Origin of the sequence: Alteromonas algae, from assembly GCF_049117195.1 — a bacterium.
In the GTDB taxonomy this organism is placed as follows: Bacteria; Pseudomonadota; Gammaproteobacteria; order Enterobacterales; family Alteromonadaceae; genus Alteromonas.
This window is the reverse complement of sequence record NZ_CP185260.1, coordinates 2,082,184-2,103,095: the sequence shown is the minus strand read 5'-3', so window position 1 is coordinate 2,103,095 and position 20,912 is coordinate 2,082,184. Positions and strand designations below refer to the sequence as shown.

Annotated in this window: 16 protein-coding genes and 1 pseudogene; 4 read left to right on the top strand and 13 right to left on the bottom strand. The window is 40.1% G+C overall.

Features of this window, described 5'->3' with window-relative positions; translation table 11 throughout:
- Positions 1-229 precede the first annotated feature (229 nt).
- From ACOJRU_RS09465 to ACOJRU_RS09435, 7 genes are all read right to left on the bottom strand, one after another.
- Positions 230-538 (bottom strand): hypothetical protein, encoded by a 309-nt coding sequence (locus tag ACOJRU_RS09465; RefSeq protein WP_421131511.1) that lies wholly within the window; start codon positions 536-538, stop codon positions 230-232.
- A gap of 119 nt (positions 539-657) precedes the next feature.
- A complete protein-coding gene (locus tag ACOJRU_RS09460; RefSeq protein ID WP_421131510.1) occupies positions 658-3,765 on the bottom strand; it encodes an efflux RND transporter permease subunit in 3,108 nt (1,035 codons plus the stop codon).
- 8 nt (positions 3,766-3,773) lie between these two features.
- Entirely contained in the window at positions 3,774-4,886 is a 1,113-nt protein-coding gene (locus ACOJRU_RS09455; protein ID WP_421131509.1) for an efflux RND transporter periplasmic adaptor subunit, read from the bottom strand.
- Positions 4,883-5,431, bottom strand: coding sequence for a hypothetical protein (locus tag ACOJRU_RS09450; RefSeq protein WP_421131508.1), 549 nt, complete (start codon positions 5,429-5,431; stop codon positions 4,883-4,885). The genes ACOJRU_RS09455 and ACOJRU_RS09450 overlap by 4 nt, the downstream gene beginning before the upstream one ends.
- A gap of 128 nt (positions 5,432-5,559) precedes the next feature.
- Positions 5,560-5,862, bottom strand: a complete 303-nt coding sequence (locus ACOJRU_RS09445; protein WP_421131507.1) for a hypothetical protein — start codon at positions 5,860-5,862, stop codon at positions 5,560-5,562.
- A gap of 334 nt (positions 5,863-6,196) precedes the next feature.
- Positions 6,197-6,454 carry a helix-turn-helix domain-containing protein gene (locus ACOJRU_RS09440; protein WP_421131506.1) on the bottom strand — a complete coding sequence of 86 codons (258 nt, stop codon included), beginning with the start codon at positions 6,452-6,454 and terminating at the stop codon, positions 6,197-6,199.
- 93 nt (positions 6,455-6,547) lie between these two features.
- A complete protein-coding gene (locus ACOJRU_RS09435) occupies positions 6,548-7,441 on the bottom strand; it encodes a hypothetical protein (RefSeq protein ID WP_421131505.1) in 894 nt (297 codons plus the stop codon).
- 356 nt (positions 7,442-7,797) lie between these two features.
- On the opposite strand from ACOJRU_RS09435, the gene ACOJRU_RS09430 reads away from it, so the two are divergent.
- Complete coding sequence (locus ACOJRU_RS09430) at positions 7,798-8,016, top strand: hypothetical protein (protein WP_421131504.1); 219 nt, start codon at positions 7,798-7,800, stop codon at positions 8,014-8,016.
- Positions 8,017-8,851: 835 nt separating this feature from the next.
- On the opposite strand, the gene parS is transcribed toward ACOJRU_RS09430, so the two are convergent.
- Positions 8,852-9,289, bottom strand: a complete 438-nt coding sequence (parS, locus tag ACOJRU_RS09425) for a type II toxin-antitoxin system Xre/ParS family antitoxin (protein ID WP_421131503.1) — start codon at positions 9,287-9,289, stop codon at positions 8,852-8,854.
- A gap of 305 nt (positions 9,290-9,594) precedes the next feature.
- Here parS and ACOJRU_RS09420 point away from each other — a divergent pair, with 305 nt between their 5' ends.
- Positions 9,595-10,224 carry a DNA-binding protein gene (locus tag ACOJRU_RS09420; protein ID WP_421131502.1) on the top strand — a complete coding sequence of 210 codons (630 nt, stop codon included), beginning with the start codon at positions 9,595-9,597 and terminating at the stop codon, positions 10,222-10,224.
- Positions 10,225-10,454: 230 nt separating this feature from the next.
- On the opposite strand, the gene ACOJRU_RS09415 is transcribed toward ACOJRU_RS09420, so the two are convergent.
- From ACOJRU_RS09415 to ACOJRU_RS09400, 4 genes are read right to left on the bottom strand one after another with little or no spacing between them, the layout of a single operon-like run.
- Complete coding sequence (locus ACOJRU_RS09415; RefSeq protein WP_421131501.1) at positions 10,455-11,798, bottom strand: tyrosine-type recombinase/integrase; 1,344 nt, start codon at positions 11,796-11,798, stop codon at positions 10,455-10,457.
- Positions 11,799-11,809: 11 nt separating this feature from the next.
- Positions 11,810-12,346: a hypothetical protein gene (locus tag ACOJRU_RS09410; protein ID WP_421131500.1), complete on the bottom strand. Its 537-nt coding sequence runs from the start codon at positions 12,344-12,346 to the stop codon at positions 11,810-11,812.
- A 1-nt stretch (position 12,347) separates the two neighbouring features.
- A complete protein-coding gene (locus ACOJRU_RS09405; protein WP_421131499.1) occupies positions 12,348-14,369 on the bottom strand; it encodes a hypothetical protein in 2,022 nt (673 codons plus the stop codon).
- 3 nt (positions 14,370-14,372) lie between these two features.
- Complete coding sequence (locus ACOJRU_RS09400) at positions 14,373-16,547, bottom strand: hypothetical protein (protein ID WP_421131498.1); 2,175 nt, start codon at positions 16,545-16,547, stop codon at positions 14,373-14,375.
- A gap of 126 nt (positions 16,548-16,673) precedes the next feature.
- Here ACOJRU_RS09400 and ligA point away from each other — a divergent pair.
- Positions 16,674-17,684 (top strand): annotated as a pseudogene (gene ligA / locus ACOJRU_RS09395) (NAD-dependent DNA ligase LigA); the annotation flags it as partial.
- A gap of 47 nt (positions 17,685-17,731) precedes the next feature.
- On the opposite strand, the gene ACOJRU_RS09390 reads toward ligA, so the two are convergent.
- A complete protein-coding gene (locus tag ACOJRU_RS09390) occupies positions 17,732-18,259 on the bottom strand; it encodes a DUF2062 domain-containing protein (RefSeq protein WP_421131497.1) in 528 nt (175 codons plus the stop codon).
- A gap of 66 nt (positions 18,260-18,325) precedes the next feature.
- Here ACOJRU_RS09390 and ACOJRU_RS09385 point away from each other — a divergent pair, with 66 nt between their 5' ends.
- Positions 18,326-20,758, top strand: coding sequence for a DNA internalization-related competence protein ComEC/Rec2 (locus ACOJRU_RS09385; protein WP_421131496.1), 2,433 nt, complete (start codon positions 18,326-18,328; stop codon positions 20,756-20,758).
- Positions 20,759-20,912: the final 154 nt, after the last annotated feature.

Here is a 20,912-nt window from a genome sequence, read left to right as displayed (position 1 = left end):
GGTGCTATTTAGATTATAAAGAGAGTTTATCGTTTTCGAGTAATATTTTTTAACTTAATATTTTGGAAGTTATCGCAGAGTATGTATTGTTTAATTATGAAGGCGGCAACTATGAAAGTTAAGATTCGATTAACGCGGCTAAATTAGGCTTGTTCAACCAAAAGAAATCACCGCCAAACAATGGCGGTGATCTTACGTATTTGTTGCTTAAAAATTAAAACAAGAATTTCTATAGGCTATATCTTATCGTCACAGGATGATGATCATTCTCACTCACACGCACTAAAACTATTGCGCCTTCGCTGACAACAACATCAGCGCTCATTTTATTGCCGCCTGCTGGTATAAATGATGCTTCGGACTTTTCTTTGCCAGCTAGCACAGTGATACTTGCAACAAGATTTTCGGTAGAAAAGTCTTCGCCGTGATCACGGACATACAAACTCGTTATTGTATCCTCTCTAACAAGCTCAAATACCATGTCATGGGCTTCTTTAACGACACCACCATGCTTTGGCTCTAAACTACCATGGGCCATTGTATATCCGCACAACAGGGATGAGCTTAATATCAGGAAGGTGAATAGTTGTTTCATTGCTTTCATCTGTTTTTCTCCATTTTGACGAGCTTATAAAGGTGTCGTCGTAATAAACCTGTTTACATTAATTCAGTTGATGTTTGAGCTTGCCATTTTGCCGTTGCTGTAGCCCCAAACTCTTTGTAAAGCAAAGGAGTTAGTAGCGTATCCAACAGTGTTGAACTGAGTAGACCAGAGAAAATGACCACTGCAACAGGGTGTAATATTTCTTTGCCCGGTGCATCAGCAGCCATCAACAAAGGGATAAGCGCAAACGCCGTTACCATTGATGTCATCATGACGGGGGCTAAGCGTTCTTGTGCCCCCCTGATAATGAGTTGATTGTTAAAATGTTCACCTTCAAATTTTATCAGGTTCAAGTAATGACTGATTTTTAAGATCCCATTTCGTGAAGCAATACCCGTAAGCGTAATAAAACCTACCACTGAGGCCACCGATAGCGGCGTGTGTGTTAACCACATGGCAATAACTGCACCTAACAATGCCATTGGTAAACTGCTCATTATGATGCTGGCAAAAACCCATGAGCGATAACGCATATAAAGCACCAAGAAAATAAACGTAAATGAAATCGCCGAAAGTGCTATCAATACAGTCATTGCTTTCTCTTGCGCTAAAAATTGCCCCTCAATACTCACAAAGCTGTCCGCACCTAGGTCAACATTGTGAATTTGTGTGCGCACCGATGCTAACAATGCCTTTACATCTGCGCCTGTACTATTGGCATACACGACTAGCCTACGACGTCCGTTTTCTCTGAGAACCTGATTAGGTCCATCGGTAATGGTAATGTCAGCAATATTCTTTACAGGTATAGGTCCAGCAGGCGAATCAATAAGCGCCATTTTAAGTGATTGTGGGTCGCGCAATGATTCGTTTAGTCGCATGACCAAGGCATAACGCTTGACCCCATCAATCACATCCACAACATGTTCACCATCTGTCAACAGCGCAAGTTGCTCTAATGCTTTGCCCGGGTTAAGGCCGTATTGCAACAGTTTACTAGGCTTCAGTCTGACAGATACTTGTGGGATCAAGACTTGTTTTTCTACATTGATATCCACTAGGCCATCGATTTGAGACAACTTCTGCCTGATTTTTTCAGCATTTATTCTTAGTTCATCCAAGTTGTTGCCAAATACTTTCACTGCTAACTGCGCTCTTACGCCTGATAACAAGTGATCGAGCCGATGAGAAATTGGCTGACCAATCGCGACTTGTGCGGGCAGAACACTGAGCTTTTCGCGTATTTCTGCTAATATCTCTTCTCGCGAACGGTCCGACTCAACTAAATCCACATCTATTTCTGATGAATGCACACCTTCTGCATGCTCATCAAGCTCAGCGCGTCCAGTTCTCCTGCCTACCGCAACGACTTCATCTACAGATAACAATAGCGATTCAGCCAAATGTCCCATTCGATTCGATTCTTGCAGTGACGTGCTAGGTTGAAAAATCATTCCAAGTACAAGTGAGCCTTCGTTAAAAGAAGGTAAAAACGCGCGAGGGAAAAAAGCAACTGACGAAGCGCTAAGGATCGCAACAAGCGCACTTGCTATAAGTAAAGGGCGACGCTTAGGAATTGACCATTGTAGCCATCGACCTTGCCAAATCTTTAAATGACGCACAATAAAACTGTCGTCTTTATGCAGGTGTTTCATTTGTGGCAATAAAAAATAAGATAGCACTGGGGTTACTGTCATAGATACCAGCAAAGAGGCGAGTACCGCAATAATATAGGCCTCGCCTAAAGGCGAGAATAAACGCCCCTCTATTCCCGGTAACGCAAATAAGGGGATGAACACTAGCACAACAATTGCCGTGGCGTAGACTATGCCAGAACGCACTTCTACACTTGCACGCCATACCACATCAAAAGTTGAGCGCGGTTTACCCTGCTTAACATTCTGCTTTAATCGTCGAAGGATATTTTCGACGTCAACCACTGAGTCATCTACTAACTCGCCGATGGCAATAGCGAGACCGCCTAAGGTCATGACGTTTATAGTTTGACCCATCCATTTAAAAATGAGCACTGTTGCTGCTAGTGATAGAGGAATAGCAAGTAAGGAAATAAACGTTGTTCGACCTGACAGCAAAAAGGCAAACAGCACAATGACAACCAGAATTGCGCCATCTCTAAGCGCCTCAGTCACATTATCAACGGAGGCTTTTATGAAGTCGGCTTGTCGAAACAATATTTGTGGTGCTGCTACGCCTTGAGGTAGCCCTGATGCTAATTCATTTAACGCAAGTTCAATATCACTTGTGAGTGTTACAGTGTCTGCGCCCGGCTGCTTTTGCACATTTATAATAACCGCTGGCTTTCCGTTGTAGCCACCATCACCTCGCTTAACTGCCGCCGCGTATCCTACGTTAGCGATTTCGTCTAAACGGACGGCACCATTGTCTTGCCAAGCAACGGCTAGTTGACGTAAATCATCTAGTTCAAGGGTTCTACCTTTATGTCGTATTAAAAACTCTCGGTTGTTGAGATCTATAAAACCGCCGCCTTTGTTGGCCGAAAAGTTCTGAACAGCATTCCGTAGTTCGTCAATACTCACCCCTAAAGTCCGCATATTGTGTAACTTAGGCTCTATTCTGATTTGTCGAACTTCACCACCTATTGGAATGGCTTGAGAAATTCCCGGAATAGATAAGAGGCGCGGACGCAGTACAAAGTCGGCATATTCTCGGGCAAGCATCGGCGCGTTTTCTACGTAACTGGCAACCGGCAGTGCAATGAGCATAATCTCACCCATGATAGATGAAACTGGCCCCATTACTGGCGTAATGCCATCTGGCAATTGTGCACTGACTTGGTCAAGTCGCTCCGAGACCAGTTGGCGATTACGATAGATATCGGTATCCCAATCAAACTCGACATACAAAATAGATAAGCCGATACCTGAAGTTGACCTCACGCGGCTAACACCAGTGACACCGTTAAGAAGATTCTCTAAGGGAAACGTAACCAGTTGTTCTACTTCCTCAGGTGCCATGCCGCCTGCTTCGCTAAGTACGGTAACGACCGGTTTATTTAAGTCTGGAAAGACGTCAATAGGTAATTCTTTCCCTTCCCACACCCCATAACTTAATATCACCGCTGCAAATGCGAGTACCAACAAGCGATTTCGCAGGCTTGCATGAACTAAATAGGTAAACATGTCGACTCCTAACGTACTTGGTTCAGCAATGAGGTGCCATTGATAACCACTCGATTATCAGCGCCCAAGCCATTTGTCACTATTATCTGCGAAGACGACAAGCGCTCATACTCTACAATTTGTGGTAAAAACCGCATCGCAGATGCTTTTATCCATACAATAGGTAGGTTTGCAGAGTTAGTTACTAAAGCCTCAGCTGGCAATACAATACCTGTTTTGCTTGATTGCAGTTGGGCAAACACGGTAACAGGCTGGTCTATTAACAAAGTCGAAGTGTTATCTGACTGCGTATCAAGTTCAAAATGAACAGTGACCATTCCAGATGCTAATTGAGGTGCATAACCAAGATAATTCAGCTGCATGTCGGGGGCTTCTTGCAAGGTGGCGGTGCTCAACTGCGGCAGCATCGATGTATCGTTAGTCAACGCTTCAACTTGGCGTAACTTGCTTGAAACTACTTCAAATAACGTAGTTCCCGCTTCTACCCAACGGCCTCTTCTGGCTTGATGATTGATTAACACGCCTGATATTGGCGCAATAAGTACTTCTGGTTTTTCCAGTCCTTGTTGCAATACTTCCTCTCGTTCAAGCAGTATTGTTAAGTTCGTTTCAAGTTGCTCCAGCGTTTGCTTCGAAGCTAATTCGCCAAGGTCGCGCAAGCGTTTCACGTCACGTTTGGCTTGCATTATTTCACTTCTGACAGCAAGCAATTGGCTCGTTTGATTAGCTAATTCAAACGCAGTATCTTGATAGCGAACATAGCCGAGTATTTGACCGGCTTTGACATGCTCGCCAGTCGCAAAGACTCCCTCATCGCTAGCCTCAAATCGCCCATCACTACTAGGCTGTATAAGCGCGTGGCCTTCGGGATGAGCATGTACAACTCCATTTAAAGTGACACTTTGTTTATGCGTTTCACTTGTAACAAACTGGGTTTTAATACCAAGCATTGCTTGGTCTGGCATCGGAATTAATACCGACCCATCAGCTTGCCTGCCTAGTGCATTTGATGATGTTTTTGTATCGGTTAAGTGCTCACCATTGGGCCCATGAGCGCCCGGAGAAGCTAACACCAAGCACGTATAAAAAAGGGTAACAGTCAGGAAGATCCAGCGCTTCATGTTTTTTCTCCTTGGTATTTACGGCCAACAAAAAAACCAAGCGATATGCAAGCTACAACCAGCGCGACTGTCCACCATGGAAAGTGAAGGTGCTCGTCATCATGACTATGGGGTTGTTCATCGAGCTGCGATGAAATGGCTGGTGTCATTAGATTAGCTACCAACAAATCGCCATTGTCTTCTGTCAAAATGGTAATCGTTACTTCATGCTCACCTGGCGTATTGAGCAAGCCTAAGAAATCTGCATTTTCAGCTCGATAATAATTCAGTGACTCATCAAAAGAAGCATTCACCGCTATGCCACCTACCTCAAGCTCAATATCAGCAAACTGAACGGCTATATTGCTTTGAAAATCGTGTAAATAAACAAATAAGACGTCATCAAATACTTCCCCGACCAGTTCAAAGGATTCACTGAACGCTTCAAATGTGGGGCGAAGTGACGCGTTATTATCTTGGCTGAGCTCAATATGCTCGCCATTAGGCCCATGTGCGCCGGGGGATGAATACGTTGATACAGACACGAACAGCAAAGTAAGTATCATTAAACTCAGTACGAGCGTCTTTTTAACAAGCGCAAGGTATAAATATTGTTGAAAAACCATAAAATTATAAATCCAATAGTGAACATTCTGGCCTTCAAAAATGAAAGCCCGCCATAATCAATTTGAATTTAAAATTTGGGTGGGGGGGTGTCGTAGTTTATAAATGGAGATGACCAAGTTGAAAGAATACTTGTCACTTTTACTTCGGGCTTAGTCTCGAATAAAGAATTATCAAAAAAACAAAACACGCCGACAAAACCTCCGTCGTGATTTGCATTCGCATGCTCTTGCGATTCCTTACTGTAACTTATTTTAAAATCTGTCTCGTTGTCATCATCGTGCTCGTGGGCTTGCCCAATATGATGAAATAATTCATGTGTTTCATTCCCAACATGATGATGAGCATCATGCGCACTCGCTACCGCAAGCATGGGAGCCTGTGAGGTAAAACAAATAATTAGAATGAAAGAAATTAATTTTTTCAATTTAAGCGATACGTGATGAACTAGTTCGCTACGGACGATAGCAAAATTTGTTTATTACAACAATTGTTTTCAACGATGTTCCAAAATTAAAGCAAGCGTTCTTTGAAGTGCGTCAGTTGGTAAATAAAATTATAGTAGACCGTAAACTTTCAATATTTTTCAATAAGATTTTGATTTTCGCAGTTAAATTATTTGGAGGGAACTAATCACTTAGAGAACTGGCGTAGTATAGGTTTCTGTTAATTAACGCTAAAAGGTCAAATTGGGCAAGGCTGCTAATCTATCGATACCTTGTCTTTGAAGATAATTTAACGATTAAATCCAAACCGATCGCCGGATCTACTTCTATTGCTCTACAATATTCTACGTACTCTAGGATCGTTAAATTACGCTGTGCTTTTTCAATCTTACTTACTGTTTGAAATGGCTCGTCAATTCTTTCTGCTACATCTCTCAAAGTTAAACCTTTCTGTTTACGTATAGTTTTAAGCCAACTCGTAAGGGCTAAATAATCGGGATGTGCAAGAGATTTAATCATCTCCGCATTATGACAGCGAAATCTTTTGTCCCGAAATTGGGGAATTGCGATTAGTCTAGGTGATTAATGGTGAGCTTTTTATCTTCATTATGTCTATATGACAAACGCGGCAAATCCAACATTGCTGACTAAATACCCCTTCAGTGTCGCTGCCAGCTTATCGTTAATGATAAATTCTTCTCTGCCACTAATAAGCTGCCCATGCTCCTTTAAATAAGACAAAATAGCGGATTCCTCTTTAATTGGAGATTCAACATATTTACATAAGAATGTAGTGTCAGTATTTATCTTTTTTGCTCTGAGATGTTCATTGTGGCGTTTTTTTATTTCACGCTCAGTCTGGCCTATTTTAACCCGGTACAACGCATTTTCTTCAGACAACATTGCTACGTAAATGAAGCCTGGCTTGTCAGAATTCACTGTATTTTCGTGCAACCACCATTTTTTCCCATCATTCATATCTCTTACAATTGTATTGTGTAATGCATGCTTATCTGTAATTTGATTGTCTACTATGTATTTGACCATCTGTTTGTACAAAGGAGTGCTAAGGTAGGGCAGATCAGCAATATCCCATCCAAGCTTTAAAAAATTGGTTCGGTACTGCACAGGGCCTATCATTTCGTATAGGAGTTGGTCGATGATGCTTCGTTTTATCTTTAACTGCGATAAAGCTCCCTTTACACCGCTTTCAGCAATCACTGAAAGTATTTCTGCACATCGTAATAATTTAACTGGATGTTTGTTTACAAGAGCCTTAGAGCACGAGCGCGAGAAGTATACGCCTCGCTCGTTACATTTAGATTTTAAATCAAACCCTCGTTCGCGAACCAATAATTTGAAATCACGAGAATAAATATTATTTTTGTTAGCATACCTTGCAAGGATACCAATGGTGACAAATCCAAAGAATTGGTCACTTAAAACAAAATGATTAAATACATGCTCACATATAGCGAGGTCTTTTTCATAAGAGCTAACAGTCATATTTATTCCCAAATATCTTCGGCTTAATTAGTTTTGTCCCGAATATAGTGAATACTAACCAGTTACCTTATGCAAACCAAATAAATATTGTTGACCACTACAAAGATCCGTGTGTTGCGTTTTCAAAAAGAACCTCGTGATATTGTCTGATAATATAACGAAATAAGAGATTACCTTTTTGCACGACTAAAGCGGTCGCTTTAACATAAAGATCGAAAAACGAGCATTCAGATTTTTTAATTTGCTATGATAAACCTATACAAGTTCAGACTAGAGGCCTCAATGTGAAAGTTTATGCAGAGCGATTGACAAAGACATTAGTGGGCCGTGTTTGTGACGTTTGCAATGAAAGCGTCATGAACAAGATTGGTGACCACGAATGTGAGGAGTGTGGAGAGTTAAAAGCGCAATGGGGATATGGCTCAAAGAACGATGGAAAATCTTATCACATAGACTTGTGCGAAAATTGCTTTAGTGTAGCGTTAGCAGCTTTGCGGGATCACCGTAAACGAATAGTTATGTTTGACGATGCACAAGAGCAGCCAGACGATAAGTTCGGAGTAGCTAAAAATTGAGTACTTAGAATACAAGCGGACTTCAATCTCTGCTTATTAGGTTGAAATACATTAGCTCACAATATCAGATGTTAAGCATTCATCAATGTTCATCACGGAATGATGAATAACAATTGAGAGCTAAGTTTAGTGGCTTCGACCAAAGCACGCTAAGATATAAGTAGGAATTTTATGTAGGTTGTTGTATCTTTATTACAGAGCAAAAAATATCGAGGTCTTCATCAATGTTTAATGAAAAATCAATTTAAGTGCAGAATCCACACTCAGCCAGATAATAAAAAGTTTACGCAACAAAGTTGAAGCCCACAAGAAAAGTTGCGAGGCTCTGGTTTGAAATAAACCCACCTACTGTACCCACAAATAATTGAGAGCTTAAGTAATTCAATTTGCTAGAACCATTCACGTCATAGACATTTATCAGCCGTTGTAACTGCTTTTTGCTCAATTCAGGCTAGTCGGTTCGGTCTTTTTCAAGGCGCTCATACTATAGTTTGAAGCTCATTTCATTGCAGTACTGAAACTCCAATTTCTTTTGTTTCTTATTGCAGAGGGAAAAAGTGTGCGAATGTATTAAAGATTGAAATTGCAATTCTATCTTGCTAAATCTACTCAGCCAACTTTGTAAAATCATGTTCTTAATAAACTGTCTAACAAGCGGTTGGATATTTGGTGCTTGTTTAGCTGTTGCATTTTTTGCAACAGCTTGTTGCACTTTTAGTTGGTCAACGGGCTGTTGACCATATGTTCTAGAATAGTACCCAGTTTCAAACTTTAATATGCTGGTACAAAAAGTATACCGCTACACGCATTTAGTTCTAGCTCGCTTTCAATAATATTATGCAAGCAGGCCGTGCTGAAGTTGCCCAATAATGTTTTTTGCATTGTCGTATCCGGCGGTGGTTGATGTCATTTCAATCGGGCTTTTATTCCCAAGCCCTTTAGTTTTAGTTCTAAACCAGAGTAATGCGTCTTCCCGTTTATCTTCAAACAAATCAATTGCAGCGACAAGTACATTTAATATTCGATAAAGTTTGTCGCTTTCTTCGGTGCTGAGTTGGCCGGTTTTCGCTCGACGACTAAGTGTGGAAGGTGAGATAAATAAGTATGCTGCAAGCTCTTTTCTATCGATTTGGATAATCTTTGCCGTTTGTATAAAAACATCGTATGGAAATCCATCTTCAATAGAAAGATGAAGCGATGCGCCCCTAAAAGGGACTCCAACCTCATCCCAGATAGACCTGTGTTTTTCTATTTCAAAATTTAGCACTGACATATTATATACCTACTCTAGAGATAATTACCTGCCTGTTAGGATGGAGCTTTATTAGCAATCTTTGCTTCAGTAAATACGATTTGACTATTTAGGTCAATACGGCGAGTAACAGATTTTCTGACTTTAATAGCTTTGTTTAAAACATGCAAAGTCTCCTTTAAAAAACGCTTTTTTTCATCTTGAGCGCAGTTAATTAGATGCACTTGCTTTGCTGTAATTGCTTTATGAAAGAACACTTGTATTTTTTAATAAGTTAATATACTTAAATAAGTTAAATAACTTATTTAAAGTGAGGGAGATTTTATATGGGCAGAGTTGCGGAGTTTTCAGATGACGAGATCATTGAGGCAGGAAACCAACTGCTGAACTCTAATAAGGTTGTGACTCCTTTTGGGATTAGGCAAATCATAGGAGGAGGGAGTGCCGCTCGCATAAAGATGGTATGGAACTCTGAGCTCGAAAGAAGAAGTAATGAAGTTTCACAAAATGATTTAGATAATCAAATAGAACTACCGGCTGAATTGCAGGATTCACTTGAAAAAAGTATACAAGCAATAACGAAGCAACTTACAAAAGCGGCAAAGGATAATTATCAGGTAGCGATCGAAGTTGCAGAAAGCAGGGTGGCTTCTGTCATAAAGAAACATGAAGAGAAATTTGAGGAGTTTCAACAGTCGGAGCTCGAAGCATTTCAAGCAGTTGATGCTGCTGACAAGTTAAATGAAAATTTAAAGAGTGAATTATCGACTTTAGAAAAAATAAACGATGACCTGAGGCAAGAAAGTGCTAAGTTTTCAGGCCTTGTGGAGTCGCTAACTTCTCGGTTGGAATATCTGGATTCGAAGTTGGATTCTAAAGAGACTGAGCTAATGAAGCTTGTAAGAGAGAATGCTGAGTTGAAAGGGAAGTTTGAAACCACTAACTTGGATAAGTGATATTTTATTAGAAGGGGTAAGAACTGAACACTGGGACCTAAAATTAGTTGTTGCACGCAATACTGGCAGATGCTTTTTTAAACCCAGCTTTGATATAAGTCGTTAAATCAGATAGTAAAAATATTTTATGACAGCACGTAATTGCTGGAAACGATTGTAGTGGTCTTAGTAGAAAGATTATTGAGCGTGAAGTGCGGTAACTTGTAATAGTGCAATCACACTAAGACAACTTATAAATCGAATTTTGCAATCTCGTCAATGTTAATCAATAACGATTGAATCGCTTCAGTTTCATCGATTTGTTTCGCTTTCAAGGACCTACTAATATTTATCATTCTTGTTATTCTAATTCTGATCTGGGACGACATTTCAAGTAAAACACTATCTAGCTGAGTTGATTCATGATTCAGTTCAGAAGCTAAATGGACATATCTTGCCATAGTTGCATTCGAAGCATGCATTGTGACTTTTCGACATGCTGTAGCAGCAACACTTAAAATATTATTAAAGCTACCTGATGCTGCTAGTTTCTTAATCGCCTTTGCTACATTCATTGTAATAAATCTGTGTCGGAAAGAGTGATTCGTGACATGACGCAACTCTTCCCTATACTTACTAGCATTAATTACTTTTTTTGCATAGTTTTTTAGATAAGATTTTGCCAATGGTCTGCCACTTCGTGCATCAACAAAAATGGCGTCATGGTTTTGGTTGGGAAATGTGTTTTCGACTAACTTTAAGTAATATATTATGATCTGTAAGTCATCACCTGTGACTTCTACTTCTCTGTTTTTACCTTTATATTTACCTTTTAGAATCGGAATATTTCTTAATACACACTTCTTGGCGTTCAGGAGCGCCTTAGAAGCGTTTTCAACTGAAGATTTTGTTATCTGGTGAACTTCACTTATTCTTGCCCCAGTAATCTCCAGTAGTGTGGAGAAGGCTTGCCATCTGTATATTAAAAAATCATTAAGCTCTGGGTGATACGTGCTTTCATTAATGGCATCCAACCATAAAATAAATTCATGATCGTGAATATACTCTACGTCCACGGTAATGCTAATCAACCCCGCAAATGATACATGATCTACATAAGTTATTTCTCTATTACCTGCTTTAAACTTCTTTTCAGAGTAATGAACACTGTATGCTCTCACCGTGTCTTTTTCTTCAGTTGCTAGTTTCCAGTGGGGATTTTCATCAGATAAAAATATAACGTAACCCAAAGCGACTCTGGCGTGCGTTAATACTGTTTCATCGGCAATCTTTCGATCTTTTAATACGCCTATGAATTGATATAACGCCGAATCATTAATGTCGGATAGAGAAATTTTTTTATCTTCAAGGAAAGAACAAAATATATTTAGGCTATAAGCTTTCTTTGTAACCGTCGGTGCTAACGGCTTAATATTAAATATTTGAGCGCCTCCGCCCAATTTGGTTAGGTAAGCATTGGCGTGCCAATCTATGCCACCGCCTTTCTTCATTATTAAGGACAGCGAGCAATCATGTTTTTCATTTCTGCGCTGACTGGTTATAAGGAAATCAAGGCAGGGTGATTTAGCCGTCATGACATATGACATTACTTTATCAAAGCCAATCTGTTATTTCCTAGAATACGAGCCTGATCCAAAATCAGTTTTCTATAAGCTTTGTCTATTTGTTCGTCCTCTCTACAATTATCTAAAAGTTGCATGTATGCCCTGTAAACTTCTGCAAGTGCAGATTTTAAGTCTTCATTTTCTCTTTTCAACTCATTAATATCATGGGTTGTTAAGCGAGTCTTTTTCGTCGCAACGTTTTTATTTTTGTTTGCTTCTGATTTTTTAAGCCTTAAATTAAGGTCTTCAATAGCAACTGATAATTCGCGTAAAGCTAATGCGTTGTGCTCTGTCATTGAAGAGTTGTAAGAATACCTTATTACGCCTAATGAGTCGTCGTGCCACTTATTTACCATTGTCTTAGTGATGGTGGATTTACTGGTCGTTAAGCTATCGGGAATTTCATCATAATGTTTTATGCTATTGAGGATTTCACTTTTACGAATCATTGATTCAGTGATCATTTTTTTTTTCAAAATTACAGATTGAGAAGTTTGCCCTTTTTGAAATTTCGCCACGTCAATATGCCTCTCTTTTCTGAAAATAAAAAAACACAGCATTTCCTTCAATTCGATGAAATCGAACTGTCTCACCAGTATTTTTTTTATGCTCATCGATCAAATCTCTTACTAAAGGTTCAATTACCAGAGATGTTTTTGCTTTTTTACGAGCTGTATTTACAATATTTGTTACGCTTGAATCACCCAGTATCGCCTTACCAAGAGAAGCACCAATCCTTGCAATTGTTATTTCTGCTTCGTCGATCCACTCGGAACTTGGCGATACTTCTGCGTAGTGAAAAGTTTGCTCTAGGTCAGCGTGCCCCAAAAACCAGGACAATTCTTCTAACCCTGTATTGTCAGTCATGTTGAAATACAGTACAGCAAACGTTCGTCGGTATTGGTGACTTCTTGGATACCATCGTTTTCCATTAATTAAGGGAGAGGAACTCCAGTCTGCAAACAAGTCTAAGCAACCATTTATATAATCACCGCTGAGAGGGGTAACACGCGATTGAGCAAATTCTGATGTATAGGCTTTAAAAGACGTGTGTGACAAAAAACCACCAAATAAGAACTGTTCGTTTTCATCTACAATAAAGCCTCTTCTCTCTTCTAGAACATTATTTAAAAGTGCAAACTCTAAGCCATAGTCGAATATCAAGTCTGGTATTGGGCGGTGAACATCTTCAAGTTCAATACGTTCAGAAGTTTTTGGAATTCTTAAGACTAAATCGAAAAGTCCATCAATAGGCGATTGAACAAAGCAGTTCCGTTTTAAACTTCTCATAGACGTAACTCTACTAGCAACAAAACCAGCTACTAGTATGTAGATTGAGGCTACATATAACCTTAGCGCAACGGCCATGGACATTTCTCGTCTAAATTGGCTGAAGCACACCAAATTGTCGTCACACCACGACGTAATATTCAGTTCTTTTAATACATCTGGCAAAGGTGTTTCTTTAAACACTTCCTCTTGTAATGATGAGCTTGAGCGGTAAACGTCGCTGTTATCTACTTTTTTAAGCTCATTTTTCGCAAGAACGGATAAATGCTGGCGGATAGCATAACCATACTTCCTAGCAAATTTAAGGCTCGTTGAAATAGAGTGCAGGTAATTAGATGTAGGCATTATGGGTGTTTTTATTGATTGTCTCATGCTATCAAACAGAGTTTCACCATTGCTAAATAATGCTGCGGGTGAGTGAACAAATTTATATTTTTGAGATGCCCTTGCCGTGTAGACCGCCTCAAGCAAAGATATTGTGTTTGATATGGTCTTTTTTGAAGGTTGTAAATCTGTGTCCACATCGAAATCTATTGTATTCGCAGGTTGAAATTCACGAACCTTTTTGGGTTGGTTCCATTTCTTTGTCACTGAGTGGTCTTCTTGATAAGAACTCTTATCGTTTTTAAGTGGGTTACTCTTATAATGTTTTTTCAAAGAGTGCTGCAATGACATTAGTGATCTTGTTGTTAAGTTAAGCTCATTTTTTATTTTAATCCAGTCGATTCTTGAAGATGAACCAGAGTTCAAATCTATGATTTTAAGGGCGGCAGCAAATACATGAGGCTGTGTATTATAGTCCATAATAAAATCTTTAAGCTCGTCTAATTTAATTTGATCTAGTCCCCGCACAAGCAACTTTGATTTTTTTTGCCGAACCTCATTAGCATGTTTAATTAAGTCTGTAATGGCGACCAGAATGTGTTTAGCTCTTAATGGTCGTGTCATTTTTCCTCGTGCGTCCAAGTATAATAAGCTGTGCATAATGTCTTTTAATAAAGGTTCATTAATTGCATCAGTCAAATATTCCACGTCAGAAATCTTTCTTTTAAAATTTATCTTTAGTGCTTTGTTTTTATTCTTACGATAGTAGTCAATATCTATAGCCACTTTTGAAGCTAACCATTCTTGGTCGTAAACATTGTCATTTAATAGCCATCTGGGCATTTCGTATTCAAACTTTTCTGCGGAATCAACCAATTTGGAAAAGTCAACAAAATCATCGTCTTTTAAATTTGCACTTTCACTCATGTTTTATTTAACCTCGCATTTTTGCACTGCAAGTTGAGCAGTTCGGAGCATTTGTTTCATTATGACAGTGCTTTCGGATATTGCTGAAACAGCAGTGACACATTGCTCCTTAAGTATCGGATCACGACCAGTTTTAATATAGATAAGGGCGGTTTTTATGTTGTCGATAGAAACACAAAAATACAGTTCTTCATTCTGGGTATTTTCATCATTCGGGTTTTTAAGTTTGTCGTACAAATTACCACCCATATCTTCATTGTTAAAAGCAACTTCAAGCTGAGACTTTAATTCCTTCTCACTCATATTAAGGGCGTCTGAGGGCGAATCTTCTAAACCAATCGCCATGTATAGCAATATATTTTGAAACGCTCTAATTTTAATTCTATAGATTAGCTCTGATAGATAATGAGGAATGTACCTATTTAAGGTTGTTTCGACTTGATTACCTAAGTAATTTGCGGTTCTCAATGCATCCCCTCTTGATTGAAGGAATATTAACACCCCTTTGGAACCTCTTATTTTTTTTAATGTTGAGTGTTGTAAGGCCTTGTTTTCAACGGGTAGGCTCGTTTTCATTTTGTTGAAGTTATCTTGAAATGCACTGTCTGAAACATGTTGCACCCCATTTGCTGTCCGAATTATCCAAAGCTTCCTAATTTCGCTTGACTCTCTGGCTCTACTTGTCATTTCTAAAGCCATTTTCAGACAAGTAGCAGCATCTATATCTGAAATCTCTATCTGTGAGAGTAAGACGGGGCCTCCTTTAGCTTTTCTTGTTTTTGATTGTTTTGCGCGTTTTTTTAAAGCGCGAAGTCGGACAGAACCTTCATCAGTAATTTGAACAAACTCTCTACCAACCCCGTCAGATGATATTGAGATATCGTAGAGAGAAAATGGATTAATGCCAATTTCTTCCACGATAATCGTTTGCATAGCTGAAGCCACTTCTATGGTTAGTCCCAAATATCTGTTTACAGAATTACTTACTTTGTAAGGGCTATTTGGGTCATTGGTTCCACCTGAGATATAAAACTCATAATTGCTGTCATAATACGCAACTCGTTTAGATGTTAAAAAGTCAGATATGTTGTTTTCTGGCCAAATCGCGCTTAATTTAGTTTGAAACTTGGGAGCAAGCTCATCTTCGACATGAATGTGTTTACCTGTATGTTGTTCAATGAAACTTTTATATTGAGTAATAACTTCGGTTCCTAACAAGTAATCTTTATAACCTTCCCAAATAATATTTTTTGCTACATCGGTTAAACACGCAAGATTCGTATCGATTTCTTTTTTCAATTGTTCGAGAAATCGAGGCGTATCTTTAGTAAAAGATGTACTGTTCAAATCGTATAAATCTAAGTTAGAAATTAAGGGATTGTTTGCACGCAATGTTTGATTACGCCATGACCCCTTATAGTTGTCAGGCAGGTCTATTTGGCTGTCTAGTAGTCCTTGTTCCATTAGTGTTCTTATTGCTTTACTAATAATGTGGAAATGCAAATAAGCTGTATTTCTTTGATACCGATCAAGCAGGTTCGCCCGGAACTTAATTAATTCATTTTGTAAAACCAACGGATGATTATACCAATTAGGCTTATCTGTAGTTATACCGTTAAGAAAATCTGATAATTGGGCTATTATCCTCTGCCTTGTTTTCTTCTTGTATGCCATCGCGTGATTTATCAGAGCGCCTGAGATTTCAGGGCTACATGTTTTATTCAGGACTTCTTTAAATACTTCAATTTTAGGATTTACATGCAGGAATCCTAATTGAATTTTTCTAGGGATTGCTTGCTTTTTAAGTTCTTCATAAGTCATTTTGGGGATAGCAACACTGAGAAAAGAGAGATCTTCTTTTGAAAAAGTTACCCAAGGTATATGACCACGCTCTATCAATTTAATAATATGCGTTTTAAGTGATGTAAAGTTTTTATATGCAGTAGGTTTAGCAAGTCGCTGGCTTAAATCTATAGCTATAAGTTTCAAACAATAAGTTAAGTCCTTTCTGCCACTAGATAGCAATACAGGGCAGAGGATATTGCTATATGCAACAAGATTTTTTGATATTCTCATGATTTGGTCGTAGTTTTTTTCTTCGAACAGTTCAACCGTGCCATCGTGTATAGACTCTCCATAATGGGTTTTGATAAAGGCAAATTTTTCATCTAAGCTCATTGTCGTATCCATTTGCATATACCTACCTGAATATGTTCAAATAGAGGAGGGTATTGTGTTTTGTATATAAAGTCTAATATAGTAAGAGCCTCTCTAATTGAAATTAGGTTGGTTTGATGACACTTAGCTGTTACGCCCGTTGCGAGGTTAGAGCCCGTATTTGTTGGTGGGGTAACCGTATCGAATGCAACGCTGCATAACCAAGACGAAATAGCACGTTTGGGCGTTAAGATTGGTGATACGGTAGTGATTCGACGCGCGGGTGACGTTATTCCTCAAGTCGTTTCAGTGGTCGAGGCAAATCGTGACGGTACCCAAAAGGATGTTACCTTTCCCACCCTTTGTCCTGTTTGTGATTCGACGGTAGAAAAGTTAGAAGACGAAGCGGTAGCACGTTGTACCGGTGGGCTTATTTGTGCTGCTCAACGAAAGCAGGCACTTAAACACTTTGCATCGAGAAAGGCGTTTGATATCGATGGCCTAGGCGATAAATTGGTAGAACAACTGGTTGATGCGGATATTGTGCATAGCCCGGCTGATTTCTTCACCTTGTCGCTCAATAAGTTAATTGGACTTGAGCGTATGGCTGAAAAGTCTGCGACAAAATTGCTTCTTGCATTAGACGCTGCAAAGCATACCACGCTCGCTAAATTTCTGTATGCGCTTGGTATACGTGAAGTAGGAGAGGCGACAGCATCAAACCTAGCATTCCACTTTAAAACGTTAGATGGGGTGCGATCAGCGTCGCTTGATGCGCTTCTTGAGGTGCAGGACGTCGGCGCTATTGTCGCTGAGCATATCGTTAACTTTTTCAAAGAATCTCATAATACCGATGTGATTGACGCGCTTCTGCAAGAAGGAGTGCATTGGCCTGAGATAGAAGAAAACGATGAGGGCAATCTTCCACTTGAGGGTAAAACCTGTGTGATAACGGGCACACTCAATGAGATGGGCCGAGCCGAAGCAAAAGATAAACTGCAATCGCTTGGCGCGAAAGTAGCCGGTAGCGTATCGAAGAATACTGACTTTTTAGTTGCGGGCGAGAAAGCAGGGTCTAAATTAACTAAAGCTCAGGACTTAGGCGTCGATGTCTGGGATGAAGCTGCACTGATAGCGTTCCTTGCCAACCACGTATAACAAAAAGAATAATAAAAAAGGTGCAATCAGCACCTTTTTTATTGACCTTAGCTTTTGTGTTTTTGTCGCTCAGCTTTTCTTCGTTCCCATGCTTTGCGAACATTGAAACGCCATACTGCATTGAGGCCGAAATAGCCTGCAATTCCAAAAAAAGTTGAACATATAAGACATCCAACTAAGAAAGCCGGCCCAATCGTGGTCAGACTTTCAATCATCCACTGCCAGCTAAATTGAAATTCAAAGTGTTCAGGTTTGGTCCCAAGTACAGTAGTTCCTACTTTATAGGCACCGTAAAATATGGGTGGAATAGTGAATGGGTTGGTAACCCACACTGTTGCTACCGATAGCGGAAGATTTGCCCTGAAAGGAATAGCAGCACCTGCCGAAAGCCACATTTGAAATGGCACAGGCCAAAAAGCAAAAAATAACCCAATACCAAATGCGCCAGCTGCAGAGCGGCGGTTCAAATGCCATAAATTAGGTTCGTGCAGCACACTACCAAAAATGCGAAGGGCGCGATTCTGTTTTATCGACTGGTGGTCGGGAAGAAAGCGTCTAATAAATTTCTTTGGCATATACCTAATTCGTTTTCTTTAATCTCATTGGACCGTAAATCGTTCCGATAGCGTGGAACGCTTCATATGCATAATAATATCATAACGTGGTGCGCTTGTTTTTGCGTTGGCGCAATATCAAGCCAATTTTGGCCGTCTCTGCCTTCTTACTGGTTACTGTTTACCCTAATCGTTACGGTAACCGCACCGCTACGTTGTACTGCTAGCGCCACCACGGTGATGGAATCAATTGGCCGCGTCATGTTCAAGACAATGCCACTACTCCCTAATTGCTACGGCCTTTGTCGCGATAAAGTTCCAAAAAGAACCTGTTTAGTATTATCAGGCAGTTGCGCGGGCATTATATGGATGGCGAGTTTAGGGTATTTTTACCAGTCTTGGCAACTAACACCGATGAATATTCAACAAGATGTCATTATTAAAGGGCAGGTAATCCGTGGTGGGTGCATAACGGATATCCAAACCACTGATACATTGGAGACTGGTCATGCATATCGCTACGACATAAGTGCCTCACATCTACAAAATAAACCACTAGAAAAACGTGTTTTGATAAGTGTCTACGCTTATGAGCCTTCATTATGTTTTCATAACGGCGATACCGTTGCCGCTGTTGTTAAGCTTAAGCCAGCCTATGGTCGTTTAAACCCGTATGATGTCAATGCGCAGAAACTGTACTTATCTAAGGGCGTTGTGGCGGTAGGCTACATAAAAAAGCACACCAGTAAAGTTGTCAAACATGCTCATAGTGTAAGGTACAAGATTGCGTCGTATATTCAGCAGATGGGGCTGACTAATCAGGCGTGGTTTTTAGCATTGCTGCTCGGTGAGCGTTCTGAGTTTACTGCTGATGATTGGTCGCTTTTACAACGTACAGGCACCGCGCATGTTTTTAGCATTTCAGGCATGCATTTAGCCATTGTGGCGGCTGCAGTCATGGGTGTTTCTGGCGTTGTGATTTTGATGATTCAATCGTTTTTAGCGGCGCATAGGCCTATTAGCAATGCCCGTTACGTGGTTTTATATGTTGTACTTTCAAGCGCGTTTTTTTATGTACTGCTAAGTGGTGGTGCACTGCCGGTCTTTAGGGCCTTCATCCTGTTATTCATCGCATGTATGCTTACCTACTTTGCTCGCGTATGGCGTGTGGCTCACATTGGCGTGGTGATGACAACGGCATGTATTGTCATTATGCCTTTTTCTGTCTATCAATCTAGTTTCTATTTGAGTCTTAGTGCCGTCATGGCGATTTGGTTTTTGACCTGGCGATTTCAGTTGGGCAATAAACCTTGGTATTTGAGCTTACTATATATCCAGCTTGGCCTATCGCTAATGTTAAGTGCAATTACACTATGCTGGTTTGGTCAAGTAAGCTTAGTAGGCGTATTCGTTAACCTCATTATTTTACCTATCGTCACCTTAGCGCTGCCGCTCGTGTTTATTACTTGTTTACTGGGGTATGTTTTATCTGACACGCTCGTCGGCTCATGGCTTAGCACAATGCTGCAATATAGTGATGAAGGCTTTTCACTTGTGTTATCTCTTCTTCACTGGGTAAGCGGTTTTTCTAATGCCGTCATTAGTGCACATTTTTCGATTGTACAAACTGCGTGCTTTGTGGTTATTTTCGTTATCAGTGTATTGCCATATTGGCGAGGAAAGTATTCCTGCGTGGGTATGCTTACAGGGGCACTATGTATTTCTTTTATTGCTATTCCGTACCCCCGAGAGCGCTGGTACCTTCATGTATTCGATGTGGGCCAAGGAACAGCCATGGTGATCACAAAGGGACATCGAGCGATCGTAGTCGATACCGGGCCATCCTATAACGGGAATGCGCCTATTGTTACACATGTAATACCAAACGTATTACGCCAATATGGAGTACGCACTGTTGATCATGTTGTTCTTAGCCACAGTGACAACGATCACGCAGGTGGCCGCGAAGCACTTACCCAATGGTTAGCGCGCATGCACTATACGCCAGAGTGGTATTCACCTTCAAATGGGTGTGAGCAAGGTAAGCGAATTCGTTGGGAGGGACTAACGATGGCTTTTTTATGGCCGCCTAAAGGTAATCATATCGATAGCAATAACACATCGTGTGTATTACAAATAAGCGACGGAAACAATGTATTATTGCTTCCAGGCGATATTGAACGTAGTGCTGAATATGCATTACTTCAAAATGAAAAAACAATGTTGGCCGACGTCCTCGTTGCACCGCATCACGGTAGCGGTACTTCCTCAACGAATGTCTGGGTTAAGCGGGTACAACCTTATACTGTTATCTATACTCAAGGCTTTGAAAATAGATGGAAATTTCCAAACGAAAAGGTATACAAACGCTATAAGCTGCATGGGGCGAAACAATATCTTTCCAGTGAACAAGGGTACATAAGGGTCGAATTTTCACAAAACGGCCATATAACAACAGGGATGCGTTCAGATATTTTACAACGGTGGTATTTACCACCGCGAGCACCGCGACATATTTAGTCGAGGGCGAACGTAATATTCATGGACGGCCGCTTAAATGCCCAAGCGCCACATGATGTTGTTTGTGTGTACAATATTTAGCGATATTAGGGAATTAATGAAACTCCTTGTACAATACACAAGGTAGAGTAAGAATTTTCATAGGTAAGAAAGG